We start from the raw sequence: 26,542 nt of genomic DNA, 5'->3' as shown, positions 1-26,542 counted from the left end.
GTGCACCGCACCCGGCGCGCCGACGGCCGCCCAACGGGCGGCCGACGACAGACGAAGGCAACACGCGTCGCGGCCCGGCGGTCCCGGTCGATCCGGACCAGCCCCGCGAAGCAGTGCCGCCGCCCGGCCGGCGGCCGGCAACGCGCCGCCCTTCGTAACCAAAAAACAATCCCGGAGACAGCGCCCAGCACCCGCCATGCATTCAGATGCCCGCCCCGACTCGCCCCGTCCGTCCGGCTCGCCGCCCGCGCAGCCGTCCCTCCACCGCAGCCTGCAGGCGCGCCATCTGCGGATGATCGCGATCGGCGGCTCGATCGGCACCGGTCTGTTCGTCGCGTCCGGCGCGTCGATCTCGCAGGCCGGCCCCGGCGGCGCGCTCGTCGCGTACATGCTGATCGGCCTGATGGTCTATTTCCTGATGACGAGCCTCGGCGAAATGGCCGCGTTCATGCCGGTGTCTGGCTCGTTCGCGACCTACGGCGCGAAATTCGTCGACGAAGGCTTCGGCTTCGCACTCGGCTGGAACTACTGGTACAGCTGGGCCGTGACGCTCGCGGTGGAACTCGTCGCCGCGCAGCTCGTGATGCACTACTGGTTCCCGCACGTGCCGGGCGTCTGGTGGAGCGCGATCTTCCTCACCTTGATCTTCGCGCTCAACGCGCTGTCGGTGCGCGGCTTCGGTGAAGCCGAATACTGGTTCGCGCTGATCAAGGTGCTGACGGTGCTCGCGTTCGTCGGCGTCGGCCTGCTGATGATCTTCGGGATCATGCAGGGCGGCCCGAGCGCGGGCTGGGGCAATTTCACGATCGGCGACGCGCCGTTCGCGGGCGGCTGGGCCACGATGCTCGGCGTCGCGATGATCGCGGGCTTCTCGTTCCAGGGCACCGAAATGATCGGCGTCGCGGCCGGCGAATCGGAGAACCCGCGCACGACGATCCCGCGCGCGGTCAGCCAGATCTTCTGGCGCATCCTGCTCTTCTACGTGTTCGCGATCTTCGTGATCGGCGTGCTGATTCCGTACACCGACCCGAGCCTGCTGAAGAGCGACGTGACCGACGTCGGCGTGAGCCCGTTTACGCTCGTGTTCCGCCACGCGGGCCTCGCGTTCGCGGCCGGCGTGATGAACGCGGTGATCCTGACGGCCGTGCTGTCGGCCGGCAACTCGGGCATGTACGCGTCGACCCGGATGCTCTACAACCTCGCGGTCGAGGGCCGCGCGCCGAAGCTGTTCGCGAAGCTGTCGCCGGGCGGCGTGCCGCGCAACGCGCTGTACGCGACGACCGCCGTCGGCGCGCTGTGCTTCCTCACGTCGCTGTATGGCGATAAGACCGTCTACCTGTGGCTGCTGAACACGTCGGGCATGGCCGGCTTCATCACCTGGCTCGGCATCGCGGTCAGCCACTACCGGTTCCGCAAGGGCTTCCTGAAGCAGGGCTACCGGCTCGACCAGCTGCCGTACCGGTCGAAGTGGTTCCCGTTCGGGCCGCTGTTCGCGTTCGCGCTGTGCGCGATCGTCGCGCTCGGCCAGGACTACCAGGCGTTCCTCGCCGACAGGATCGACTGGGCCGGCATCGCCGCGACCTACATCGGCCTGCCGTTCTTCCTCGCGATCTGGCTCGGCTACGCGCTGGTGCGCAAATGCCGCCTCGTCCGCTACGAGGACATGGAGATCGCGCCGTGGATCGAGCGCAACGCGGCGCCCGACGCCACGGTCAAGACCGACGCCGGCTATCCGGCCTACATCGCCGCTCCGGTCAACCCGACGCCGGGCGCATGATGCCCGGCCGCGCGCCAGCCGCCGCCCGACCGCGGCGGCCGGTGCGCTGAACACCCCATTCGACGCGGCGCGCGCGTTCAGGCAAGATCGACGCGCGCCGTCCGTTTTTCCGTCGTCACGAGTCATCGAAAACGCATGCAGAACTTCTACGAAGCCACCGTTACCCGCCAGCCCTACCCGCAACTGACCGGCACGATCGACACGCAGGTCTGCATCGTCGGCGGCGGCCTCGCCGGCCTGTGCACGGCGCTCGGCCTCGTCGAGCGCGGCGTGCGGGATGTCGTCGTGCTCGACGGCGAACGGGTCGGCTTCGGCGCGTCCGGCCGCAACGGCGGCTTCGTGTTCGGCGGCTACAGCCTCGACAACGCGGACCTGCTGCGCACGCTCGGCCGCGACGAAGGCCGCCGCCTGTACCGGCTCACCGTCGATGCGGTCGACCTGATCCGCGCGCGGATTGCCCGCTACGGCATCGACTGCGACATCGTCGACGAGGGCGTGATGCTCGCCAACTGGTTCGACGATCCATCGCGGCTCGATGGCGTGCGCACGCTGATGAAGCAGGAATTCGACGTCGACTGGGAACCGGTCGCGACCGACGCGCTGCGCGCGCGGCTGAAGACGCAGCGCTATTACGGCGGCCTGTTCGAGCCGAACGCGTTCCACTTCCATCCGCTCAAGTACGTGCTCGGCGTCGCGGCGGCCGCCTCGCGCGGCGGCGCACGCGTGTACGAACGCTCGGCCGCGCTCGGCATCGCGCGCGAGGGCGCCGGCTACGTCGTGCGCACGGCGCAGGGCACGGTGCGCGCGAAGGACGTCGTGTTCGCCGGCGGCGGCTACGCGCGCGGCGTGTCGCCGCGCATCGAGCGCGCGGTGCTGCCGATCGCGACCTACGTGATCGCGACCGAGCCGCTCGGCACGCGGCTGCCGGACGCGATCGACGCGCCGTACGCGATCTACGACACGCGTTTCGCGTTCGACTACTACCGGCCGCTGAAGGACACGCGGATTCTGTGGGGCGGCCGGATCTCGGTGCTCGACCGCGGCCCCGACGCGATCGCGCGGCTGCTGCGGCGCGACCTGCTGCGCGTGTATCCGCAGCTCGACGGCGTGAAGGTCGAGTATGCATGGGGCGGGCTGATGAGCTACGCGCGGCACAAGATGCCGCAGATCGGCCGCGACGCGGACGGCGTGTGGCACGCGATCGCATTCGGCGGTCACGGGATGGCGCCCACCACCGTCGCCGGCGAAGCGCTCGCCGCCGCGCTGGCCGGGGAGCAGCCGGTGCCGGAAGGCTTCGCCGCGTTCGGGCTCACGCGCACGTTCGGGCTCGCCGGCCTCGCGGCCGCGCAGCTCACGTACACCGCGTACCAGGCCCGCGACGCGCTCGCGTCGTGCCGGCGCTGAGCGGCGACGGCCGCCGAAACCGCGCGGCCGATTAGAGCAGAAGGTCGGCCGGGCGGCGATTTCCCGCATGCTAGAATGATTTCTTCATGCCGCCGCGAACCCACAACAAAGTCACATGAAAGCTGGAAGCAAGGCCGCCACGTCCGAAAGCCGCGCGCTTGCGACCGATGCGCGGCGCAAATACGATCCCGAGCAAACCAAGCGCAACATCCTCGACGTCGCCACGCAGGAGTTTTCCGCGATGGGCCTCGCCGGCGCGCGCGTCGACGCGATCGCCGAGCGTACCAACACGACGAAGCGGATGCTCTACTACTACTTCGAAAGCAAGGAAGGCCTGTACGAGGCCGTGCTGGAGAAGGTGTACGGCGACATCCGCGCGCTCGAGCAGGAACTGCACGTCGGCGACATGGAGCCGCGCGAAGGCATGCGCCGGCTCGTCGAATTCACGTTCGACTATCACGACAAGCATCGCGACTTCGTCCGCCTCGTGTCGATCGAGAACATCCACGGCGCGAAGTATCTCGAACAGCTGAAGTCGTTCAAGAACCGCAACGTCAGCATCATCAAGACGCTCGAGGAACTGCTCGAGCGCGGCGCGGCGAGCGGCGCGTTCCGCAAGGACATCGACGCGTTCGACCTGCATCTGCTGATCAGCTCGTTCTGCTTCCACCGCGTGTCGAACCGCTATACGTTCGGCGCCGCGTTCGGCCGCGATCCGTCGGCGCCGCGGCTGCGCGCGCGGCATCGCGAGACGATCGCCGATTCCGTGCTGCGCTACGTCGCCGCGTAAGCGCATCGCGCGGTTTCATCCGAAGGCCGGCGACGAGCGCTGAACCCGCCGCCCGGCCCTCTCCCGACCGGCACTACGACGCTTGCAACCGGCATGAGCCGGATTCACGCGGCGCGTTCCTTCAAGCCGCTCAGGCCGCTCAGGCCGCCTCAGGCCGAACTTCCGCCTCACGCCAGTCCGTCGGCGCCGACGCCAATGCGATCCGCGCCTTCTCTTCCGGGCTGCCCGCCACGTAATACTTCTTCGCCCAGCTCGAATCCGGTGCGAGCGCGAGGCGCCGGTGCGCATCGGTGCCCTGCCGTTTCGACTCGATCGACAGCGCCCGTGCGCGATAGTGCTCGTAGAGCCGCAGGAATTCCGCGAGATAGATCGCCGCGATCCGCGCGTCGCGAATCTCCAGCAGGTTTTCGTCGTTGTACTGCTCGGAATTGCGGCTCATGTTCGCCGAACCCGTGTAGACGATCGGGTTCGCGCCTTCCGCATCGATCACGATGAACTTGTGGTGGATCACGACCGGCGGATAGGCCGGCGCCGGCTCGCCCGGAAAGAGGCGCAGTTCCGGCTCGAAACCCTGCGGCACCGTCGCCGGTGAAAAATACGCGGCGTCGATCACGTCGCGATGATCGCGCCGGCGATGGTAAAGCTCGAGGTTCGCGAGCGTCGCCGCATCGAGCGGCCGGCCGTCGTGCTGCGCGGCATCGGCCTGCGTCGCGCTGCCGGCGTTGATGCGGTTCACCAGGCCGAACATCATCAGGCCGCGGTCGCCGGCGGCAAAGCATGCGTCGCGCAGCGCCGCGTCGGTCGGCATGAACAGGCAGAACGACACCGAATGCTGCGCGGCCGCGATCGCGGCGACGATCGTATCGATCTCGGTGCGCTGCCCCGCCGGCTCCGGCGAAAACGCGACGCGCACCTGCGCGCTGCCGATCGTCAGCGGCTCGGACCAGCCCGGCGACAACTTCGCCGTCTCCGCGATCGTCGGATTCGCGGCCAGCGCCTGCGCACGCGCGTTGTACAGCGCCGCGAGCCCCGGCGAATCGAATGCGTGCAGCACGTTCGCCTGCTCAGTCAGCCCTTCGGTCGTGAAGTTCGCGGAACCGGTCAGCACGCGCGCGGGCGTCGGCGCAGCCGCCCCGTTCGCCGGTGCGTCGGTCACGATGAACTTGTCGTGCATGATGTGCGTCCTGTCGCGCGGCGCGCGCGTCGCAAGGCCCTGAAGCGCGTCGACGGCCGGCTGGTTCGGCGACGGCAGCGGCGGCTTGCCCTTGCGTGCGGTCACGTGCGCGTCGTAGACGATCGCAAGCGACGCTTCGCCGTGCTGCCGTCCGAACGCCTCGAATGCGGGCAACGCCCACAGCGTGTCCGTCAGGTGATAGACGGCCGAGACCGCGCGCGACGCGGGAGCGAGCATCTCCGCGAACACCTGTTCCATATCGTTCGCGAGCCACGTGCGCAGCTTCAACGCCTGGTCCGCGCTCGGCGCCGCATTCGGCGCGAGACCCAGCGCCGCGACCTGCTTCGCGAACGCCTGCGAACTGACCACCGCGCGATTGAACCACGTGCCGACGCCGTCCACGATGTGCGCGGGCAGCACGACATCGCACACGCCGGCCTGCGCATCGAGCACCTTCAGGTTCTCCGGCGTGCCGACGACCGGATAGACGTCATAGCGGAACGATGCATCGCGATCCTGCGGATCGATGCGCGCGTCCCACCACATGAATTTCTGGATCGGTGCCTGGTCGGTCGGCGCGTCGCCCTGCGTGCCGGCGGCCGGGCCGTCGAACGTGAGCCGGTTCGGCAGCCAGCTGTCCGGCGCGCGCGTCTTGCCGTCGGCCGACCAGAAGCCCGGCGTGCGCCGGATCGCGAAGCCGAGGAAGTCGGTGCGCGAGGCCGCGTCGGGCCAGTCGAAAGCGAGGAGAACCAGGGTCGGGGAAAGATAGCTGCGTACGCTGACGGTCATTCTTTGCTCCTGCCGCGGCGGCCGGTCGAAAGGAATGAGTCAGTGTCGAAGGCGCATCTTCCCGTGCGATGACCGTTCGATGAACCTTGTATGTCGAAGCCGCGTCAGTCGCACACGAGCAGCTCGATGCCGCGCGCGGTCAGCGCGCGGCGCACGGCCTTGTCCGGCGTGCGTTCGGTGACGAGATAGCGCGCGGCCGAGGCGCCGTTGATCCGCACCGGCGTCACGCGGCCGAACTTCGAATGGTCGGCGACGATGATCGCGGTGCCGGCCGCCGCGATCATCCGGCTGCGCACTTCGGCGGCGAGCCGCGAGTAGTCGGTGCAGTCGCCATCGGCCGTGATGCCGCCCGCGCCGACGAACGCGAAATCGACGTGGTACTGCGCGAGCTGCTGGATCGTATCGAGCCCGAACGTCGCATCCTCGTCGTCGGACAGTTCGCCGCCGAGCAGCGTCACGCGATTGCCGTTGCGCCGCGCGAGCACGAACGCGGTGCGCCAGTCGTTCGTGTAGATCGACAGCCGGTGCCGGTCGGCCAGCGCGAGCGCGACCGCATGCGGCGTGCTGCCCGAGTCGATCAGCACCGAGGCGTCGTCGGGCACGAATTCGGCCGCGCGTCGCCCGATCGTGCGCTTCGCTTCGGCATTCGCCGCCTCACGCTCGGACAGGCTCGGCTCGCGGCGATCCGCCGCCAGCGCGCCGCCGTGCGTCATCACGAGCAGGCCGCGCGCCGCGAGTGCGTTCAGGTCGCGCCGTACCGTCTCGCGCGACACGTCGAGCGAGCGCACGAGCTCGGCGACCGACAGCGCGCCCGATCGTCCGAGCTCCGACAGAATGTATTGATGACGTTGTTCCGCCAGCATCGCAATGCGCCCGAGGCGACTGGTAATGGGTAGGCCGACCATTGTATTACGGCCGTTTGACCGCCATTTGACGGCGGCGCGTCCGGCCGCGGCCACGTTTCACGAAAGCGAAATTCTGTATTGCCCGATGCGCGCGAATCGGCGTGGCAAGCGGTTGCTACACTCTGCGTTTCGCCGAACGACAGACCATCAAGGGGCTTGCGTCATGTACCGCAAAGGCAGTGTGCTCGAAATCCAGTTTTCGCCGGAACGGCTCAACGACGGGGCCGGCGATCCGTACTGGATCGACCTGACGCTCGACGAGGCCCGCCGGCTGTACGAACAGCTCGCCGCACGCTTCGCGACCGATGCGCGCGCGAACCAGCCGCTCGACACGTTCTCGCTCGACTGATCCCCGTTCCTCTGCGCGCGGCACGGCGCGCCTTCATGCCGCGGCGCCTTCGCCCGGACGGCCGCTAACCGGACGGCCGGCGTGCTGCCGCGCTCGTGGCGGATCACGCCCGCGGCCAACGTGCCGCGCACCGCTGCTGCATGCGTTCCGCACGCACCACGCGCGAATGCAGAATCCGACAAGACGGCCGCGCCGCTTCACCCGATACTGGCCGGCTCACGATTCGTCCGGCCGTATCGCGGCCCGCCACGCATGTTTACCTCGCTCGTCGCCGCGGCTTTCGTCGCGCTGTGGTCCACCGGCTTCATCGTCGCCCGGGCAATCAAGCCCTACGCCGACCCGAACCTGTTCCTGCTCGCGCGTTTCGCGGGCACGGCCGTGCTGTTCGGCGCGGTGGCGCTCGCCGCGCGCGCGCCGTGGCCGGCGCGCCGCGAATGGCCGCGCCACCTGATCGCGGGCGCGCTACTGCAGGGCGTCTATCTCGGCGCCAGCTACTGGGCCGTCGCGCAAGGGCTGAACGCCGGCGTGATGGCGCTGCTCGGCGCATTGCAGCCGCTTGCCACCGCCGTGCTCGCGGTGCCGCTGTTCAACGAGCGGCTGCCCGCGCGCGGCTGGCTCGGGATGGCGCTCGGGCTCGCCGGCGTCGCGCTCGTCCTCGCACCGAAGGTCGCGGGCGGCGTCGCGCCGCCTGCGGGCGCCGCGCCCGCGTGGTTCGTCGTGACCGTGTCGATCCTGTCGGTCGGCTCGATCACCGCGGGCTCGCTGTACCAGAAGGGCAAGCTCGCGCAGAACGACCTGCGTACGGCCGTCGCCGTGCAGAACCTCGGCGCGGCGATCGTCGCGGCCGTCTTCGTCGTGCTGCTGCACGAAACGCGCTGGATCGGCGCACCGGCGCTGTGGATCTCGCTCGTGTGGGGCGTCGTGTTCCTGTCCGGCGGCGCGGTCACGATGCTGATGTGGATGCTGCGGCGGGGCAACGCCGCGCGCGCGACGTCGTTGCTGTTCCTCGCGCCGCCGCTCGCCGCGCTGCAGGGCTACCTGCTGTTCGGCGAAACGCTCGCGACCGTCCAGCTCGCCGGCTTCGCGCTCGCGCTGGCGGGCGTCGTGCTCGCGCGGCGCTGACGCGGGCGAGCGCGCGGGTTCGTCACCGCGCCCCGCCATGCGCGGCGTCGCGCTGCCGCCGGGCGCCGCGCCTCGTGGTTCATCGTGGCGCGCCCCGCCATGCCTCGAAACGAAGCATCCGCGCGCACGCCGGGGGACGCCGCCCCGCGCGCCGCACCATGACGATGCATCGCGTCTCGCCGATGCAACGCGCGGCCGCCGGATCGCATGCCCGGCGCGGCGCCGGGCCGCGATTGCGCTTATGATGGGCGCCTTGCATTTCGTTCCGGAACCACCTTCATGACATCCGCCGATTACGCCAGCCGCCAACGCGCGATCATTGCCGAACTGAACGTCACGCCGCACTTCGACGCCGACGCCGAAATCGCCCGCCGCGTCGATTTCCTCGCGCAGTACCTTCGTTCGACCGGCCTGCGGACCTACGTGCTCGGCATCAGCGGCGGCGTCGATTCGTCGACGGCCGGACGGCTCGCGCAGCTGGCGGTCGAACAGCTGCGCGCCGGCGGCTACGACGCCCGCTTCATCGCGATGCGCTTGCCGAACGGCGTGCAGAACGACGAAGCCGACGCGCAACGCGCGCTCGCGTTCGTGCGCGCGGACGAAACGTTCACGGTCGACGTCAAGCCCGCCGCCGACGCGATGCTCGCATCGCTCGTCGCGTCCGGCCACGCATTCGAAAACCCGGCCCAGCAGGACTTCGTGCACGGCAACATCAAGGCGCGCGAGCGCATGATCGCGCAATACGCGGTGGCCGGCGCGCGGCGCGGCATCGTGATCGGCACCGACCACGCGGCCGAATCGCTGATGGGCTTCTTCACGAAATTCGGCGACGGCGGCGCGGACGTGCTGCCGCTCGCCGGCCTGAGCAAGCGCCGCGTGCGTGCGGTCGCCCGCGCGCTCGGCGGCGACGAACTGATCGTGATGAAGGTGCCGACGGCCGACCTCGAGGAACTGCGTCCGCTGCGCCCCGACGAGCACGCCTACGGCGTCACCTACGACGAAATCGACGATTTCCTCGAAGGCAAACCCGTCGCCGACAACGTGTACGAAACGGTGCTGCGCTTCTACGACGGTTCGCGCCACAAGCGCGCGCTGCCGTACACGCCGTTCGACTGGCCGGCCGCGTAAGCCGGCTCGTTCAGCCGCAACACCGCGCCGCGCGAACCCTGGCGGTTACGCGCGGCGCCTGCGCGACGGGCAGCGCTACGCGTGCCCGCCCGCCTTCTTCGCCTGCAGCGCGCGAATCCGCAGCCGCGCGCCCGTATCGCTGACCGTCGCGTCGTACATCGTCGCGAGATCGCGCTTGAGCGCGGTGCGCGAACCGCCGTCGAGATACACCATGTGCCCGGACGGATAGAAACGCGCGGACAGGTTCTGCCGCACCTTCGGATCCACGAGCGGCATCTGCTGCAGGTCGATCACGGTCTGGTAGAACGGCGTGACGAAGTCGTAGAGGCCGTTCGCCGACAGCACCTTCAGGTCGACGTTCAGCGCCATCACCGCGGCGAGATCGCCCGCCGTGTAGAGGATCAGGTTCCCCTTCGCATCGATGCCCTGCTGCGCGCCGGTCGGGTCGATGTGGCTGAAGTCCCAGTTCCGGAACGCCTGGTCGTTCAGGTCCGTGAACGCGGAATTCGACGTGAACTTCAGCTGCTCGTTCAGGTAGCTGTTCCACATCGCCGTGTAGACGCCCGTCACGGCCGTCATCGTCGGATCGTTGCCGCCCGAGTTCGGGTCGATCTTGCCGGCGATGCCCGACGAGATCCCGGTCACGCGGCCGTCGTACGACCCGAGCGCGAGCCCCTGCGCGTGCAGCAGCGTCGTCAGGAACAGCGAATTGCCGCGCGTGTCGTAACCCGCGATGTCGAGGCTCCACGACTGCAGCGTCGCGGTATCGATACCCGTGTATCGCGACAGCTTCTGCACGGCGGCCGGGTCCGCATGCGGAACCGTGCGCAGCGCCTTCAGGTAGTCGGTACGCGCGAATTGCGCGACTTCCTCGACGAACGCGCCGAGATCGGTCGGCGCGGGCGTGACGCCGAGCTTCTTGTGATACCACGCGTCGGCCGCCGCGGTCGGCAGCGCGCCGACCGGGTTGCCGGCCTGCCGGTAGTCGAGGATCGACGACTGCAGCGTGACGCCGTTCAGGTCGACGCCGTCCTCGTGCAGCTTGTACGCGAGCACGCAGCTGCGCGCGGTGCCGTACGACTCGCCGAACAGGTACTTCGGCGAATTCCAGCGGTTGTTCTTCGTCAGGTAGCGCTTGATGAACTGCTTCAGCGAATCCGCATCCTGGTCGACGCCCCAGAAATCGCGGTTCTTGTTCGGCGCGACGGCCGCCGAATAACCGGTGCCGACCGGGTTGATGAACACCAGGTCGCTGTGGTCGATCATGCTGTCCGGATTGTCTTCCATCTGATACGGCGCGGGCGGCGTGAACCCCGGCATCGACGTCCTGATGCGCTTCGGCGCGAACGAGCCGAGCAGCACGAACACCGACGACGACCCGGGTCCGCCGTTGTAGAAGAACGTGACGGGCCGCGTTTCCTCCTTCGCGCCGTCGGCCGTGAACGCGACGTAGAAGAGCTTCGCGGCCGGCAGCGAGCTGCTCGGGTCGACCGTCACGAGGTGGCCGGCCGTCGCCGTGTACGCGATGCGCTTGCCATCGATCAGGATCGTGTGATGCGTGATCGCGGCCGCTTCGGTCGTGTCGGTCACCGAGTCGTCGGGACCGTTGCCGTACGCGACCGGATCGAAGAACGGCTGGTCGCGGCCGTGGCTCAGCGCGACCGGACTGATGGTCGGCGGCACGCCATGCGAATTGTGGTCGCCGTGATGCAGCGGATACACGCCGCCGGAAGATGCGGAATCGATGCCCATCGTGCTGCTCCTCGAGGTGAAAAAAGACGCGGGCAGGAAACCCGCGTCGCTTGGAAAGGCCGGTGCCGGCGCGTCAGCTCGACGGCTTGCGCGCGAGGATCGCCGCGAGTTTCGCGCCGTCGGGGCTGCCGAGGCCCGTGCACGCATCCCAGCCGGACGCGGCGGCATACGTGCCGTTCGAGCCTTTCGTGATGTCACGCAACGCGCCAGGATTCTTGTACAGCGCCGGGTTGATCCAGCCGGCCGATGCACTCGCCGCCACACCGGCCGCCGCACTCGCCGCCGCACTCGCCGCCGCATTGATCCGCGCGATCAGCGCGGCCCACAACGGCGCGACCGCGCTCGTGCCGCCCATCACCGCGGCCGTGCCGGCGACCGACACCTCGTAGCCCGTCTGCGGCGATGCATCGGCGGCGACGTCCGGCACGCCGCGCTTCGTGAGCGGCGTGGTGCTGCCGTCGGCGAGCGTGACGGTCAATCCCTGCTGCCACGCCGGCAGGTCGAACAGCGTGCTGACACCGCCGCCGCCCGCGCCGCCGCCGGCCGCCTCGTCGTTCCACGCGACTTCGCTGCGAATGCCCTGCCCCGGCAGCGCATCGAGCTGCGTGCCGCCGCAGCCGAGCACGTACGGACTCGACGCCGGGAAGTCGACGTGATCCGTGCCGTCCTGCAGCCCGTCGCCCGAGCCGCTGTCGCCCGACGCCGCGCACACCGTGATCCCCTGCGCGGCGGCCGCCTGCAGCACGCGGTTGAACGCATGCGCCGACTGCGCCTGCCAGATCGCTTCCGGCCCGCCCCAGCTGATCGAGATCACCGACGGCCGGTTGGTCTTGTCGGTGACGGCCGCGTTGACGGCCTGGATGAAGCCCGCGTCGCTGTTCGGCGCGAAATAGACGGCGAGCTTCGCGGCGGGCGCGATCGCACCGGCGATCTCGATGTCGAGCGCGACTTCGCCGTCCGGGCCGTTCGCCTCGCCGGTCGGCGCATTGCGGCCGGTGCCGACGTTCACGTCGACGAGCGTCGGCGGCGTCTTGATGCCGAGCCCGCGGAAATACTGCTGGATATCGGCCGCGCGATAGCCGCCGCCGAGTTCGACGATCGCGATGCATTGCCCTGCACCGTCGCCGGCCGGAAAGCCGTACAGCGACGCGAGCTGGATCGGCGTGAACGTGACGGCGGGCGCGCCGCGCGCGGGCTGGAACGGCGGACGCAGCCGGAAGTGCGGCCGCGCCTGCGGACGGCTGTCGAGGCCGAGCACGGCCGTGACGGCATCGCCGAGCTCGTCCGGCAGCGCGATCGGGCCCGAGCGGCCGCGGTACTGGCCGATCGAACGATGCTCGAAACGCTCGAGCTTCACGCTGAATGCCGCTTCGAACTGCTGGATCGAGCCGGACAGCACGACGACGCTTTCGACCGGATCGACGCGATCGACCGTGAGCTGGTGACGGCGCGCGAAGTCCTCGGTCTTGCGAATGTCGTCGGGATTGGCGGAGAAACGCTGCGCGAACGCTTCGCGCGACAGCGGTTTCGCCTGTGCGTCGCCGGTGGCGAGCTGCTGGACCAACGTGTCGAGTTGCCCTTCTTCCTGCCGCCGCAACATGATCGTGACGTGGATACGTTCTGCCGGATCGCACGGGCCGAGACACTTCGACTCGGCGACGATCCGGGGTTCACGGTCGGCGTGAAGATGCCTTGCCATGTTCAGACCCTCCTTGGTACCGCGTTGCACGGAACAGCCAGGAAATCGGACATAGCCGGCGGAAGTCGGTTCCGTTCGGTCAGTCGGTTCGCGAAAGCGCGAAGCTGAAGGGAGTTTAGATCAGTCAGACGATTTACGCGCACGCCCTTCCACCCCAACGCATGCGCGCGAAGCCCGGCATGGCGCGCGGCCCACGTTCGGCAGCGCATCGCGGCCGCGCGGCAAGTCGAGCCGCGCGGCCGTGATGCAATGCAGCAGCTCAATCCATCGACAGGCGCAACGCGAACCCGATCAGCGCCGCGGAAAACGTCCAGCGCTGGACCGTCTGCGCGAGCGGATGCGCGCGCATCCACGCCGCGATGCGCGACGCGCCGAACACGCATGCGAGGTCGAAACACACGCCGGCCGCGACGAGCAGCGCGCCGAGCTCGAACATCTGCCACACGACGGGTCCGGCCTCGGGGCGCACGAACTGCGGCAGCAGCACCGAGCAGAACAGCAGTGCCTTCGGATTCAGCAGGTTCGTCAGCAGCCCCTTGAAGAACGACTGCCGCAGTTCGCCCGGCGCCGCCCCATCGCCGTCGCCGAGCGCGAACACCGGCGAGCGGAACACCTGGATCGCGACGTAAGCGAGATAAAGCGCGCCGCCGTAGCGGATCACTTCATACAGCCACGGTGCGCTGCGGATCAGCGCCGCGACGCCGCAGGCGGACAGCGTCACGTGCGCGGTGCGCGACAGCGACAGGCCGGCCGCCGCCGCCATTCCCGGGCGCACGCCGCGGCCGATGCTGGTCTGCAGCACGAGCGCCATGTCCGGCCCGGGCACCGCGTAGATGGCCGCCAGCGCGGCGAGATAAATCAACAGCAAATGCGTGGAAATCATGGTCTGCCCCCGTTCTTCAGTGACGATATGTTGCCGCTGAAGGGAGAGCGATTATTGGCCATCTTTGGCTCGAAATTGGCGCTACATAGCGGAATCCGCCACAATCACGGAATTCAGACAAGGATTCCGCCAACATGACCGAACTCGACAAAACCGATCGCGCGATCCTCGCCGCGGTGCAGCGCGACGGCCGCCTGCCGATCGCGCGTCTCGCCGATTCCGTCGGCCTGTCCGAGACGCCCTGCGCACGGCGCCTGAAGCGTCTCGAAAACGACGGCTACATCGAGCGCTACCGCGCGCAGCTGTCGCGCCAGGCGCTCGGCTTCGGCGTCGTCGCATTCGTGCTCGTGCGGTTCGCGACGCACGACCGCAAGGTCGCCGACCGGTTCGAACGGGAAGTGCTCGGCATCGAGCGGATCCTCGCGTGCCACAACGTCGCGGGCACGGCCGACTACCTGCTGCAGGTGGTCGCGCGCGATCTCGACGACTACGGTACGTTCCTGCGCGACTCGCTGCGGATGCTGCCGGGCGTCACGTCGATCGAATCGGCGTTGTCGTTGCGGGAGGTGAAGCACGATGCGGGGTTGCCGGTGCCGTGATGCGGGCAGTGGATCGCTCCGGCGTGACATTCGTTCACGTTGCCGCCCTCAGGCGACCTCACGCGACCTCACACGACATCGGGCTTTTGATGCGCGCGCTCGAGATCCTCGAGAAACGCTTCGACGAGCGGATCGCCGCGCCCGTCGCGCGCCACGACCATGTGGAACGTGACGTCGTAGTGCAGCTGGTCCGGATTGAGCGGCGCAAGCAGCCCCTGCGCGACATACGGCGCCGCAAAGTGCTGCGGCAGGTAGCCGAGGTGATGGCCTGACAGGATCAGCAGCGCGACGGCCTCCATGTTGTCGGCGGTCGCCGTCACGCGATCGGGCGTCGTCGACATCTGCGCCTCCGGCAGCGGATACGAGCGCCACGCCCATTCGAATCCCGCGACGTCGGCCGGCGTCAGCGCGCCGGCGCGTTCGAACAGCGGATGGCCGCGCCCGCAGTACGCCACCTGCCGCTCGATGAACAGCGGCGTGTAGTGCAGCGACGGCACGCGGTGCCAGAAATAGCCGACCGCGATCTGGATCTCGTTGCTCAGCAGCTTTTCCTCGAGATCGCCCGGCGCGCGCACCGAGATCGAGAAGCGCACGGCCTCGTCGCGCGTGCGGAACGCGGCGATCGCCTCGGCGATCCGTGCATTCTGGCTGACCGGCGTATGGCCGATCAGGCCGATGTGCAACGTGCCGACCAGCTGGCGGTCCATGTGCCGCGCCGCGATCCCGAATTCGTCGAGCGCGGCGAGCAGCTTGCGGCTCATCGCGTGGAACCGCTCGCCTTTCGGCGTGAGCCGGAAGCCGCTGCGGCCGCGCTCGCAGAGCCGGTAGCCGAGCCGTGTCTCGAGCGACGACAGCTGCGCGCTGATCGTCGACTGGCCGACGTTCAGGATCGCTTGCGCGGCCGACACGCCGCCCGCGTCCGTGACCGCGAGAAACACGCGGATCAACCGCAGATCGAGGGTCGACAGATTCCCCAGCACGCTATTCCCCTTTTGTTCCCCTTCCATACATCGATGAAAATCGATGTTTACGTCGATATCTTCGCATTCTTCTTTCCGGCCGGACGCGTAAAACTATGTGCCAGGCCGCGTCGAATGATACGGCAACCCCACATCGGAAGAGACAAGCCCATGAACGACCACACCCATTTCCAGCCGCTCGGCGGCAATGAAATGCCGCGCAGCGGCGGCATCGCGACGATGATGCGCCTGCCGCACGTGGCGAGCGCAGCCGGCCTCGACGCCTGTTTCGTCGGCGTGCCGTTCGACCTCGGCACCTCCAACCGCACCGGCGCGCGCTTCGGCCCGCGCCAGATCCGCACGGAATCCGTGCTGCTGCGCCCGTACAACATGGCCACGCGCGCCGCGCCCTTCGATTCGCTGCAGGTTGCCGATATCGGCGACGTCGCGATCAACCCGTACAACCTGCACGATTCGATCGCGCGCATCGAGGCTGCATACGACGCGATTCTCGAGCACGACTGCAAGCCGGTCACGCTCGGCGGCGACCATACGATCGCGCTGCCGATCCTGCGCGCGATCCACCGCAAGCACGGCAAGGTCGCATTGATCCACGTCGATGCACACGCCGACGTGAACGACACGATGATGGGCGAAAAGATCGCGCACGGCACGCCGTTCCGCCGCGCGGTCGAGGAAGGCCTGCTGCACGGCGACAAGGTCACGCAAATCGGCCTGCGCGGCACCGGCTACGCGGCCGAGGATTTCGACTGGTGCCGCGAGCAGGGCTTCCGCGTGGTCCAGGCCGAGGAATGCTGGAACAAGTCGCTCGCGCCGCTGATGGAAGAAGTGCGCGCGCGCATCGGCGACACGCCCGTCTACATCAGCTTCGACATCGACGGCATCGACCCGGCCTACGCACCGGGCACCGGCACGCCGGAAATCGCGGGCCTCACGGTGCCGCAGGCGCTCGAGATCATCCGCGGCGCGAAGGGGCTGAACATCGTCGGCTGCGATCTCGTCGAAGTGGCGCCGCCGTACGACCCGTTCGGCACCACGGCCCTGCTCGGCGCGAACCTCGCGTACGAGCTGCTGTGCGTGCTGCCCGGCGTCGCCTATCGCGACTGATCCCGGCACGCGACCCATTCCAAATCAGAGAATTCCAGAGGAGCACATAACAGATGGGGACTGCCATCAAGCAACCGAAGCGGGCGGCGCTCGCTTCGTTCGTCGGCACCACGATCGAGTGGTACGACTTCTATAGCTACGCGACCGCCGCCGCCATCGTGTTCGGGCCGCTGTTCTTCCCCGGTGAAAGCCGTTTCGTCAGCCTGCTCGCGTCGTTCGGCTCGTTCGCGGTCGGCTTCTTCGCGCGGCCGCTCGGCGGCGTGATGTTCGGCTATCTCGGCGACCGCTTCGGCCGCAAGCGCTCGCTGCTCGCGACGCTGATGCTGATGGCCGTGTCGACGGTCGCGATCGGCCTGCTGCCGACCCATGCGCAGGCCGGCGTGATCGCGCCGATCCTGCTGGTGCTGATGCGCGTGCTGCAAGGCATCGCCGTCGGCGGCGAATGGGGCGGCGCGGTGCTGCTCGCCGGCGAGCATGCGCCCGAAGGCAAGCGCACGTTCTTCGCGTCGTTCGCGCAGCTCGGCAGCGCGAGCGGCCTGATCCTGTCGATGCTCGCGTTCGGCGCGATCAGCACGCTGTCGAAGGACGACATGATGAGCTGGGGCTGGCGCATGCCGTTCCTCGCGAGCGCCGTGCTGCTGGCGGTCGGCTTCGTGATCCGCGCGAGCGTGTCCGAGTCGCCCGAGTTCGAGGAGGTCAGGAAGAGCGGCAACATCGCGCAAAAGCCGCTGCGTGAAGCACTCAAGTACTGGCCGCTGCTGCTGCTCGCGATCGGCGCGAACGTGTACGGCATCGCCGGCGTGTATTTCAGCAACATCTTCATGATCAGCTATGCAACGCAATTCCTGTCGCTCGACCGGTCGATGGTGCTGCATTGCATGACGATCGTCGCGGTGCTGCAATTCGTCGTGCAGCTCGCCGCCGCGTTCCTCGCGCAGCGCTTCGGCACGACGCGCGTGCTGCTGATCACCGGCGCATGGGCCGCGATCGTGCCGTTCGTGATGCTGCCGCTCGTGCACCTGGGCACGCCGCTGTCGATCACGGTCGGCGTCGGCCTCGCGACGCTCGCGGAATCGGGCTACTACTCGGTGGTCGCGGGTTTCGTCAGCGGCATCTTCATCGCGCGCATCCGCTACACGGCGATTTCGATCGCGTACCAGGTGTGCGGCGCGCTCGCCGGCGGTCTCACGCCACTCGTCGCCACGCTGATCGCGCAGAACACCGCGCCGCAATGGTGGCCGCTCGCGATCCAGTACACGAGCGCCGCCGTGCTGTCGTCGGTGTGCGTGTGGCTGATCTCGCGCCGCGTCAGCATCGACGATGCCGGCGCGCCCGGCAGGGCGGACGAAGCGCTGCCGCGCGGTGCGCGTACCGCGTAACCTCACGCAAACGGGCAGGCGACATCGCCTGCCCGTTTGCGTCGGGCGTCGGGCGTCGGGCGTCGGGCGGTACGCCGCAACGCCCCGCCTTGCCCCGAACATTCATTGCGACAAACGGCCCGCACATGCGGGCCGCTTGTTTGCCGCCCGATCGTCGATCGGGACGGCCGGCGCGCAGCGTTCGCGCGTCATTGCGCCTGGCTGCGCAGCGTCTTCGCCGCGGCGACCATGTTCGTCAGCGCCGGAAGCACTTCCGCCCACTGACGCGTCTTCAGCCCGCAGTCCGGGTTCACCCACAGGCGCTCCGCCGGAATCCGCTCCGCCGCCTTCTTCATCAGGCCCACGATGTGATCCTGCGTCGGGATGTTCGGCGAATGGATGTCGTACACGCCCGGCCCGATCTCGTTCGGATACCTGAAGCTGTCGAACGCGTCGAGCAGCTCCATGTCCGAGCGCGAAGTCTCGATCGTGATCACGTCCGCATCCATGTCGGCGATCGACGCGATGATGTCGTTGAACTCCGAATAGCACATGTGCGTATGAATCTGCGTATCGTCCCGCACACCGTTCGCGGCGATGCGGAACGACTCGACCGCCCACTTCAGGTACGCGCCCCATTGCGCGCGACGCAGCGGCAGCCCTTCGCGCAGCGCGGCCTCGTCGATCTGGATCACGCGCACGCCGGCCTGCTCGAGATCCAGCACTTCGTCCCGGATCGCGAGCGCGAGCTGATGGCACGACACCGAACGCGGCTGGTCGTCGCGCACGAACGACCAGTTCAGGATCGTCACCGGGCCGGTCAGCATGCCCTTCATCGGCTTGTTCGTCAGCGACTGCGCGTACGTGATCCATTCGACCGTCATCGCCTTCGGGCGGCTGATGTCGCCGAACAGGATCGGCGGCTTCACGCAGCGCGAACCGTACGACTGCACCCAGCCGAACTGGCTGAATGCGTAGCCGTCGAGCTGCTCGCCGAAGTATTCGACCATGTCGTTGCGTTCGGCTTCGCCGTGCACGAGCACGTCGAGCTCGAGCGATTCCTGTTCGCGCACGCTGCGTGCGATTTCCGCCTGCATCGCCGCGCGGTAGCCGGCTTCATCCAGCACGCCGGCCTTGAACCGGCTGCGCGCCTGACGGATCTCGGCAGTCTGCGGGAACGAGCCGATCGTCGTCGTCGGGAAGGCCGGCAGGTTCAGGCGCGCCGACTGCTTCGGCGCACGCTGCGGGTACGGGCTCGCACGGTTGCCGAGCTGCGCGTCGATGCGCGCGATCGCGGCCTTCACCGCCGGGTTGTTCACGCGCGGCGAGCGGCGGCGCGAGCCGATCGCGGCGGCGTTCGCGGCGAGCGCGTCGGCCACCTCGTCGCGGCCTTCGTTCAGCGCGGTCGCGAGCAGCTTCAGTTCGTCGAGCTTCTGCAGCGCGAACGCGAGCCACGAGCGGATCTCCTCGTCGAGCGTCTGCTCGCTCGCGAGATCGACCGGCACGTGCAGCAGCGAGCATGACGGCGCGAGCCACAGGCGCTCGCCCAATTGCTTCGCGAGCGGCTCGAGCCAGTCGAGCGCCGCGTTCAGGTCCGTCTTCCAGATGTTGCGTCCGTTGATCGCGCCGACCGACAGCACGCGCCCGGCCGGCAGTTCGCGCACGAGTGCGTCGATTTCGTCGCGGGCGTTGATCGCGTCGACATGCAGGCCGTCGACCGGCAGCGAGGCCGCGAGCGCCAGGTTGTCCTGCAGCTGGCCGAAATACGTCGCGAGCAGCAGCTTGATGCGGCGCGTCTCGAGCGCGTCGTATGCCGTGCGCAGCGCTTGGCGCCAGGCGGCGTCGAGCTCGGTCACGAGGATCGGCTCGTCGATCTGCACCCATTCGACGCCTTGCGCGGTCAGCGTGTCGAGCAGCGCGCCATATACCGGCAACAGCTTCGGCAGCAGCGCGAGACGATCGGAATCGTCCTTCGCCTTGCCGAGCCACAGATACGTGACGGGGCCGAGGATCACCGGCTTCGCGGCGACGCCCTGCTCCTGCGCTTCCGCCAGTTGCTGGAGCAGGCGCGACGGATCGAGCGAGAAGTTCGTATCCGCATGGAATTCCGGGACGATGTAGTGATAGTTCGTGTCGAACCACTTCGTCATTTCACCGGCCGCGACTCCGCCGCAGCATGCCGCGTGTGCTTCCGCCGACTGCGCCGAGCGGCCGCGCGCGACGCGGAAATAGTTGTCGAGCGCATCGCCATGGAAGTCCTGCACGCGTTTCGGCAGGTTGCCGAGCGTGAAGCTCATGTCGAGCACCTGGTCGTAGAACGCGAAATCGCCGATCGGCACGAGATCGAGGTCGCGCTGGTCGTTCCAGTGGCGCTGGCGGAGTTCGGCGCCGAGTGCCTTCAGCGCGTCGCGCGACGACTCGCCCTTCCAGTAGCGTTCGAGACCGAATTTGAGTTCGCGCTTCGCGCCGATGCGCGGAAAACCGAGGTTGTGGGTCGTAACCATGAAGCTGCCGTCCTGAAGAAATAGTCGATCCGGCAGCCATCATAGGGATTTCATCCCATGAAATAAAATGGCATTATTTCATTCATCCATTAAATCTGTTCATGTATCTGTCGGGCAAGTGATACCCATGCTGGAACGATTCCATCTCGTCGTGATCCGCGAAGTCGAGCGCCAGGGCTCGTTGACCGCGGCCGCCAACGCGCTGCATCTCACGCAATCGGCGCTCAGCCATACCGTCCGGAAAATCGAGCAGCAACTCGGCACGCCGATCTGGGACCGCGAAGGCCGCGGCCTGCGGCTCACGCAGGGCGGGCAGTATCTGCTGAAGCTGGCGAACCGGCTGCTGCCGCAGTTCGAGCTCGCCGAGGAGCGCATGAAGCAGTACGCGAAGGGCGAGCGCGGCACGCTGCGCATCGGGATGGAGTGCCATCCGTGCTACCAGTGGCTGCTGAAGGTCGTGTCGCCGTACCTGTCGCGCTGGCCGGACGTCGACGTCGACGTGAAGCAGCGCTTCCAGTTCGGCGGCATCGGAGCGCTGTTCGGCCATGACATCGACGTGCTCGTGACGCCCGACCCGCTGAACAAGCCGGGCCTGCGCTTCGATCCCGTGTTCGATTACGAACAGGTGCTGGTGGTCGCGGACGCGCACCGTTTCGCGAACGCCGACTACGTGACGCCCGAGCAGCTGACCGACGAGATCCTGATCACCTACCCGGTCGAGACCGACCGGCTCGACATCTACAACCAGTTCCTGACGCCGGCCGGCATCGTGCCGCGGCGTCACAAGTCGATCGAGACGACCGACATCATGCTGCAGATGGTGGCGAGCGGGCGCGGCGTGGCCGCGCTGCCAAGATGGCTTGCAGACGAATACGCGGACCGGATGCCGGTCGTGCCGGTCAAGCTCGGCAAGAAAGGGATCGCGAAACAGATCTTCCTCGGCATCCGCGAGGCGGATGCGTCGATCGACTATCTGGCCGCATTCGTCGCGCTGGCGCGTGAATCGACATGGAGCGCGCCGCGCATGCTGCGCTAGCGGCGCTCGCGCCGTGCGCGCTTCCCGCGGCCCGCATGCCGGTGCGCGGGCCTGTTCACGAAATGGATGACGACGCGAGCTGGCACGACATGTCGCAATTCGACGTCACGGCACCCTCCCCTTACACATCCGTAAGACGATGATTCGACGTCCCGACTGTCATCAAACTGACTGGTAGCGAAAGCTAGGATCGGACGCGGTTCCCTTACGAGATGCCGTCATGAATCAACCTGCTTCGTCCGCACCGAACAATTCGGGTTCCGTCGAACGCACCAGGCAGGTCGGCTATGCCGTCTTTCTGCTGGTGCTCGCGTTCGGCGCCCTCTATATCGCCACGCACCTGATCGCCGACCTGTCGCCGGTCCGCGAAGGCTCGCTGTTTCCGTACCTGATGCTCGGCGCCGCGCTGCTGATCGCGCTCGGCTTCGAATTCGTCAACGGCTTCCACGACACTGCAAACGCGGTCGCTACCGTGATCTATACGCACTCGCTGACGCCGAACGTCGCGGTGATCTGGTCCGGCATGTGGAACTTCCTCGGCGTGATGGTCTCGAGCGGCGCCGTCGCGTTCGGCATCCTGCAGTTGCTGCCGGTCGAGCTGATCCTGCAGGTCGGCAGCGGCGCAGGCTTCGCGATGGTGTTCGCGCTGCTGATCGCCGCGATTGTGTGGAACCTCGCGACCTGGTATTTCGGATTGCCGTCGTCGAGCTCGCATACGCTGATCGGGTCGATCATCGGCGTCGGTCTGATGAACCAGCTGATGCACGGGCCGTCGGGCACGAGCGGTGTCGACTGGGCCCAGGCGCTCGGCGTCGGCAAGTCGCTGCTGTTCTCGCCGATCGTCGGCTTCCTGTGCGCGGCACTGCTGCTGCTCGTGCTGAAGGCGCTCGTGCGGGTTCCGGAGTTGTACAAGGAGCCGCCGAAGGATCAGCCGCCGCCGTTCTGGATTCGCTGCCTGCTGATCCTGACCTGCACGGGCGTGTCGTTCGCGCACGGGTCGAACGACGGGCAGAAAGGGATGGGCCTCATCATGCTGATACTGATCGGCACGGTGCCGACCGCGTATGCGCTGAACAAGGCCGTCACGCCGGCCGAAACGCAGACCTTCGTCGCCGTCGCGAACCAGGCTGCCGCGACGTTCGGGAAGTACACGAACGGCGTCGCGCCGTCCGCGAACCCGCGTGCCGACGTCGAACACTACGTGCAGCATCGTGAACTGACGCCCGCGGTGCTGCCGGCCGTGCAGCAGTTGTCCGCGTCGCTCGCGAACGCGGTCGGCGCGTCGGGGTCGATGGCGGCGGTGCCGCAACGCGACGTCGACAACGTGCGCAACACGATGTATCTGGTGTCCGAAGCCATTCGCCTGATCGAGAAGTCGGGGCAGCCCGCGTTCGCCGCCGACGACAAGCTCGCGATCGACAACTATCGCAAGCAGCTCGACCACGCGACCAAGTTCATTCCGACCTGGGTGAAGGTGGCTGTCGCGATCGCATTGGGCCTCGGCACGATGGTCGGCTGGAAACGGATCGTCGTGACCGTCGGCGAGAAAATCGGCAAGCAGCATTTGACGTATGGGCAGGGCGCGTCGGCCGAACTCGTCGCGATGCTGACGATCGGCGCCGCCGACGTGTACGGGCTGCCCGTGTCGACGACGCACGTGCTGTCGTCGGGTGTCGCGGGCACGATGGCGGCGAACGGATCCGGGTTGCAGTGGAGCACGGTGCGCAGCCTCGTGCTCGCGTGGGTGCTGACGCTGCCCGCGTCGATCGTACTGGCTGGCGGGCTCTACTGGTTGTTCCGGTCGGTGGTTTGATCGGGGAAGCGGCGCGTGGCCGGTGAAAACCGGTCGCCTGCCGTGGAAGGTTCCTCAGTCGCTTCTCCGCTTCTGCGCTTCTGCGCTTCTGCGCTTCTGCGCTTCTGCGCTTCTGCGCTCCGACACATCGCGGCAACCGATGTGCCCGTGCCGCATTCCCAACCTTTCCCTCCCCCTTCCGAATTGAAGCGCAAGATCTGGAGCGCGCCAGCACGCGGACGCCGCTAGACTGGGTTCATCGACTTTCATCGTGGCTTCAACCGTGCACGCGACGCTGGCGAGTATTTCGCGCGACCGTACGGCGCCACACTGCTGACGAACCGAGGGATGCCCGTGAATATCGCCGATCTGCAACCTGCCGTCGAATCGCCGGACATCGCGCAACGCGTCGACGCAATCGACTGGTCGACCGTCGATGTCGAGCTCGATCGCTACGGATGTGCGCGGGTACCAGGCCTGATCTCCACAAGCGAGTGCGATGCGCTCGCCTCGCTCTATGCGCGGGATGCACTCTACCGTTCACGCGTCGTGATGGCACGGCACGGGTTCGGGCGCGGCGAATACAAATACTTCGCGTACCCGCTGCCCGCGGTCGTCGCCGAGTTGCGTGCGACGCTCTATCCGCATCTCGCGCCGATCGCGAATCGCTGGAACCAGGCACTCGGGAGCGACGTCCGCTATCCGAAAGAGCACCGGACCTTCCTCGATCGCTGCCACGCGGCGGGGCAGACACGCCCGACGCCGCTGATCCTGCAATACGGGCCGGACGACTACAACTGTCTCCATCAAGACCTGTATGGCGAGCATGTCTTTCCGCTCCAGGTCGCGATCCTGTTGTCGGCACCCGGGCGGGATTTCACGGGCGGCGAGTTCGTGCTGACGGAACAGCGGCCACGCATGCAGTCACGCGCGGAAGTGGTGCCGCTCATGCAAGGCGACGCGGTGATCTTCGCCGTGCACGGCAGGCCCGTGCAGGGAACGCGCGGCGTCTACCGCGTCAACTTGCGCCATGGTGTGAGCAGAATTCGAAGCGGCCACCGCCACACGGTCGGCATCATCTTCCATGACGCACAGTGACGGCCCGCGGAACAAACATGACGCTGTCGCGCCATTCGGCACGCGGGCAGGGTCGTGCAACCGGCACCGCACGTCGGTGCTCGATGCTCGTTGTACCCTGGCGTCGCCGTACGGTCCGCTCATCGGCCGTGGTAACGGATAACGGGTTGTGCCGCCCGTCGGACCATCGTCGCCTCGACCGATCGATGTTTCAGGTGAGCAACGAAAAGCCGCCGCCCTCACCTGTCGCGACGCCAAGGCAACGCGAGATCCGGCCTACCCTCGGGCCACATTTGCCCGCAGGCGGTCGCCAGCATCGGAAGCCAGCCGCGCATAGCCCGGCAGCGTCAGCAGCGCGAGCACGCCCGCCGCAACGAACGCCCAGCGAAAATCGTCGAGTACGTAGTGCATGCCGGCCGCGTCGCCACGTACCAACGCCGCGAGCCGCAGCGACAACGCACCGAATGCGATCCCCATCCCGATCGTCATCTGCTGCGCGGCGCTCCACAGCGTGCTGGCCGCGCTCGTCTGCCGGGCCGGGATATCCGCATACGCCAGCGTCGCGAGCGTCGTGAACTGCATCGACCGCGTGAGCCCGTAGACGAATACGACGAACAGCGTGATCGCCAGCGGCGTCGACGCGGTCAGCCAGCCGCACGCGATCGTGAAGATTCCGACGATCGTCACGTCGACGAGCGCAACGCGCCGGAAACCGAAGCGGTCGAGGATCCACGACGTTCCCGCCTTCATCCCGAGATTGCCGAGCGCGCTCGCGAGCAGCAGCAGGCCGGACTGGAACGGCGACAGCCCGAAACCGATCTGGAACAGCAGCGGCAGCAGATAAGGCACGGCGTTGATCGCCATCCGCGTGATCGAGCCGGTGATCACCGTCACCGAGAACGTCGGCACCTTCAGCGTCGTGAAATCGAGCAGCGGGTGCGCGCAGCGTTGCGCGTGCATCCACGCGGCGATGCCGAACAGCACGCTCGCCCCCACCAGAATGCCCGCGCGCGTGAAGTCGACGTCCTGCTGGCCGGCCGCTTCGGTACCGATCAGCAGACAGGTCAACGCTCCGCCGGCCAGCACGAACCCGACCCAGTCAAGCGGCCGTTGCTCATCGGCCCGTGTATTCCGGACGATCAGCCAGGTACAGACGAGCGCAGCGATGCCGAACGGGACATTCAACAGGAAGATCCATCGCCATGACGCGTAGGTCGTGATGAAGCCACCGATCGGCGGCCCGACGACCGGCGCGACGATGCCCGGCCACGTAATCGTCGCGATCGCACGCATCAGCCTGGCCTTCTCAGTGCTGCGCACGACGATCATCCGTCCGACCGGCACCATCATCGCCCCGCCGACACCCTGCAGCAGTCGCGCGGCCGTGAACGTCACCACGCCCTCGGACAGCCCGCACAGCACCGACGCACCGGTAAAGACGAAGATGGCCGTGGCGAACACCGTACGCGAGCCATAGCGATCCGCGATCCAGCCGCTGATCGGGATGAACACCGCGAGCGCCAGCATGTAGGCTGTCATCCCGAGGCTCAACGCGTTCGGCCCGACGCCGAACGAGCGCGCCATCTGCGGCAACGCGGTCGCGATCACGGTCGTGTCGAGATACTCCATGAAGAACGTTGCGGCGACGAGGTACGGCAGGAAGTCGGTCGTCCGACCACCTTGGGCAGGGCTGTCAGTCATGAACGGTACAGGAAACGGAATGCGAGGATGCCGAGTTCCGGCAGGTGCAGACGAGGCCGGTAATCGGGACGAGTGGCGATATTACCCTGAAGGATTGATTGTCCGCTCTGTCGGGCATGTCGCGCGAATGGACTTTATGCGCATAGATTTTTATGACGATATTGCGCCGCGTTGGCCGAATGGTGCACACGAGCAGGTCGACGTGACACTTCGAGGGACGGATGGATCAAGCCGGGGGATTCCGCTGCAAAGTGGCATTTCCAGACAATTGCGGACCAACGTCACGCATCGTCGGCCATTATGACGTCATCGTCATGCGCCGCGACATTGACTGGTGCTGACAGATGGCGGATTGGTGTGATCTGGAGAAGGATGTACCGGGTAGATCTCGGTGGGCAAAGTGGTGGGTTGTTCGAGCACCGTGGGTACATGAATTAACGCCATCGGCACCCCAGTTCCAGCCACGTTGCACTTCGCCATTGCGCGCGCGTTTCTTTGCCGCAAATGCAAAAACCCCCGCCTTTTCGGGCGGGGGTTTCTGGCTTAGGGAGCCTGACGATTACCTACTTTCACACGGGAATCCGCACTATCATCGGCGTAGAGTCGTTTCACGGTC

At 67.5% G+C, this 26,542-nt stretch carries 20 protein-coding genes; 12 read left to right on the top strand and 8 right to left on the bottom strand.

What is annotated here, in order from left to right; all coding sequences use genetic code 11:
• Positions 1-196: 196 nt before the first annotated feature.
• The 3 genes from DIE02_RS28275 to DIE02_RS28265 all read left to right on the top strand — a co-directional run bounded on the left by DIE02_RS28275 (position 197) and on the right by DIE02_RS28265 (position 3,971).
• Positions 197-1,777 carry an amino acid permease gene (locus tag DIE02_RS28275; RefSeq protein ID WP_124488685.1) on the top strand — a complete coding sequence of 527 codons (1,581 nt, stop codon included), beginning with the start codon at positions 197-199 and terminating at the stop codon, positions 1,775-1,777.
• A 135-nt stretch (positions 1,778-1,912) separates the two neighbouring features.
• Positions 1,913-3,181 carry an FAD-binding oxidoreductase gene (locus DIE02_RS28270; protein WP_124488686.1) on the top strand — a complete coding sequence of 423 codons (1,269 nt, stop codon included), beginning with the start codon at positions 1,913-1,915 and terminating at the stop codon, positions 3,179-3,181.
• 115 nt (positions 3,182-3,296) lie between these two features.
• On the top strand, positions 3,297-3,971 hold the full coding sequence (locus tag DIE02_RS28265; protein ID WP_044848780.1) for a TetR family transcriptional regulator: 675 nt from the start codon (positions 3,297-3,299) through the stop codon (positions 3,969-3,971).
• A gap of 139 nt (positions 3,972-4,110) precedes the next feature.
• Here DIE02_RS28265 and DIE02_RS28260 read toward each other — a convergent pair whose 3' ends face one another.
• A complete protein-coding gene (locus DIE02_RS28260; protein WP_124529949.1) occupies positions 4,111-5,934 on the bottom strand; it encodes a phospholipase D-like domain-containing protein in 1,824 nt (607 codons plus the stop codon).
• Positions 5,935-6,038: 104 nt separating this feature from the next.
• A complete protein-coding gene (locus tag DIE02_RS28255) occupies positions 6,039-6,797 on the bottom strand; it encodes a DeoR/GlpR family DNA-binding transcription regulator (protein ID WP_044848782.1) in 759 nt (252 codons plus the stop codon).
• A 205-nt stretch (positions 6,798-7,002) separates the two neighbouring features.
• On the opposite strand from DIE02_RS28255, the gene DIE02_RS28250 reads away from it, so the two are divergent.
• The 3 genes from DIE02_RS28250 (at position 7,003) to nadE (ending at position 9,438) form a co-directional block, all read left to right on the top strand.
• Entirely contained in the window at positions 7,003-7,188 is a 186-nt protein-coding gene (locus DIE02_RS28250; RefSeq protein ID WP_006752380.1) for a hypothetical protein, read from the top strand.
• 252 nt (positions 7,189-7,440) lie between these two features.
• A complete protein-coding gene (locus DIE02_RS28245) occupies positions 7,441-8,310 on the top strand; it encodes a DMT family transporter (protein ID WP_124488688.1) in 870 nt (289 codons plus the stop codon).
• A 279-nt stretch (positions 8,311-8,589) separates the two neighbouring features.
• Positions 8,590-9,438 (top strand): ammonia-dependent NAD(+) synthetase, encoded by an 849-nt coding sequence (gene nadE / locus DIE02_RS28240; protein ID WP_124488689.1) that lies wholly within the window; start codon positions 8,590-8,592, stop codon positions 9,436-9,438.
• Between the two features lie 75 nt (positions 9,439-9,513).
• Here nadE and DIE02_RS28235 read toward each other — a convergent pair whose 3' ends face one another.
• From DIE02_RS28235 to DIE02_RS28225, 3 genes are all read right to left on the bottom strand, one after another.
• A complete protein-coding gene (locus DIE02_RS28235; RefSeq protein WP_124529947.1) occupies positions 9,514-11,190 on the bottom strand; it encodes a S10 family peptidase in 1,677 nt (558 codons plus the stop codon).
• Between the two features lie 73 nt (positions 11,191-11,263).
• Positions 11,264-12,889 (bottom strand): protease pro-enzyme activation domain-containing protein, encoded by a 1,626-nt coding sequence (locus tag DIE02_RS28230; RefSeq protein ID WP_124529945.1) that lies wholly within the window; start codon positions 12,887-12,889, stop codon positions 11,264-11,266.
• Positions 12,890-13,148: 259 nt separating this feature from the next.
• Positions 13,149-13,772, bottom strand: a complete 624-nt coding sequence (locus tag DIE02_RS28225; RefSeq protein WP_124488692.1) for a LysE family translocator — start codon at positions 13,770-13,772, stop codon at positions 13,149-13,151.
• Between the two features lie 134 nt (positions 13,773-13,906).
• Here DIE02_RS28225 and DIE02_RS28220 point away from each other — a divergent pair, with 134 nt between their 5' ends.
• Positions 13,907-14,371 (top strand): Lrp/AsnC family transcriptional regulator, encoded by a 465-nt coding sequence (locus DIE02_RS28220; RefSeq protein ID WP_044848788.1) that lies wholly within the window; start codon positions 13,907-13,909, stop codon positions 14,369-14,371.
• 68 nt (positions 14,372-14,439) lie between these two features.
• On the opposite strand, the gene DIE02_RS28215 is transcribed toward DIE02_RS28220, so the two are convergent.
• On the bottom strand, positions 14,440-15,351 hold the full coding sequence (locus DIE02_RS28215) for a LysR family transcriptional regulator (RefSeq protein WP_124523321.1): 912 nt from the start codon (positions 15,349-15,351) through the stop codon (positions 14,440-14,442).
• 150 nt (positions 15,352-15,501) lie between these two features.
• Here DIE02_RS28215 and speB point away from each other — a divergent pair, with 150 nt between their 5' ends.
• A complete protein-coding gene (gene speB / locus DIE02_RS28210; protein WP_124488694.1) occupies positions 15,502-16,458 on the top strand; it encodes an agmatinase in 957 nt (318 codons plus the stop codon).
• 53 nt (positions 16,459-16,511) lie between these two features.
• Entirely contained in the window at positions 16,512-17,837 is a 1,326-nt protein-coding gene (locus DIE02_RS28205) for an MFS transporter (protein ID WP_124529943.1), read from the top strand.
• A gap of 188 nt (positions 17,838-18,025) precedes the next feature.
• Here DIE02_RS28205 and metE read toward each other — a convergent pair whose 3' ends face one another.
• Positions 18,026-20,320: a 5-methyltetrahydropteroyltriglutamate--homocysteine S-methyltransferase gene (gene metE, locus DIE02_RS28200; RefSeq protein ID WP_124529940.1), complete on the bottom strand. Its 2,295-nt coding sequence runs from the start codon at positions 20,318-20,320 to the stop codon at positions 18,026-18,028.
• A gap of 127 nt (positions 20,321-20,447) precedes the next feature.
• Between metE and DIE02_RS28195 the strand changes: the two genes are divergently transcribed.
• From DIE02_RS28195 to DIE02_RS28180, 3 genes are all read left to right on the top strand, one after another.
• Entirely contained in the window at positions 20,448-21,356 is a 909-nt protein-coding gene (locus DIE02_RS28195; protein ID WP_124488697.1) for a LysR family transcriptional regulator, read from the top strand.
• A 220-nt stretch (positions 21,357-21,576) separates the two neighbouring features.
• The gene (locus DIE02_RS28190) at positions 21,577-23,169 is read left to right on the top strand and encodes an inorganic phosphate transporter (RefSeq protein WP_124529938.1); all 1,593 of its coding nucleotides are present in this window, start codon (positions 21,577-21,579) and stop codon (positions 23,167-23,169) included.
• A 333-nt stretch (positions 23,170-23,502) separates the two neighbouring features.
• Positions 23,503-24,246 (top strand): 2OG-Fe(II) oxygenase, encoded by a 744-nt coding sequence (locus DIE02_RS28180; RefSeq protein WP_185500328.1) that lies wholly within the window; start codon positions 23,503-23,505, stop codon positions 24,244-24,246.
• A 255-nt stretch (positions 24,247-24,501) separates the two neighbouring features.
• On the opposite strand, the gene DIE02_RS28175 is transcribed toward DIE02_RS28180, so the two are convergent.
• Complete coding sequence (locus DIE02_RS28175; RefSeq protein WP_124488700.1) at positions 24,502-25,926, bottom strand: DHA2 family efflux MFS transporter permease subunit; 1,425 nt, start codon at positions 25,924-25,926, stop codon at positions 24,502-24,504.
• Positions 25,927-26,542: the final 616 nt, after the last annotated feature.

Source organism: Burkholderia sp. Bp8991, from assembly GCF_003853795.1.
Classification (GTDB): domain Bacteria; phylum Pseudomonadota; class Gammaproteobacteria; order Burkholderiales; family Burkholderiaceae; genus Burkholderia.
Note: the sequence above shows the minus strand (reverse complement) of the source record. Positions and strands in the feature narration are given on the sequence as shown.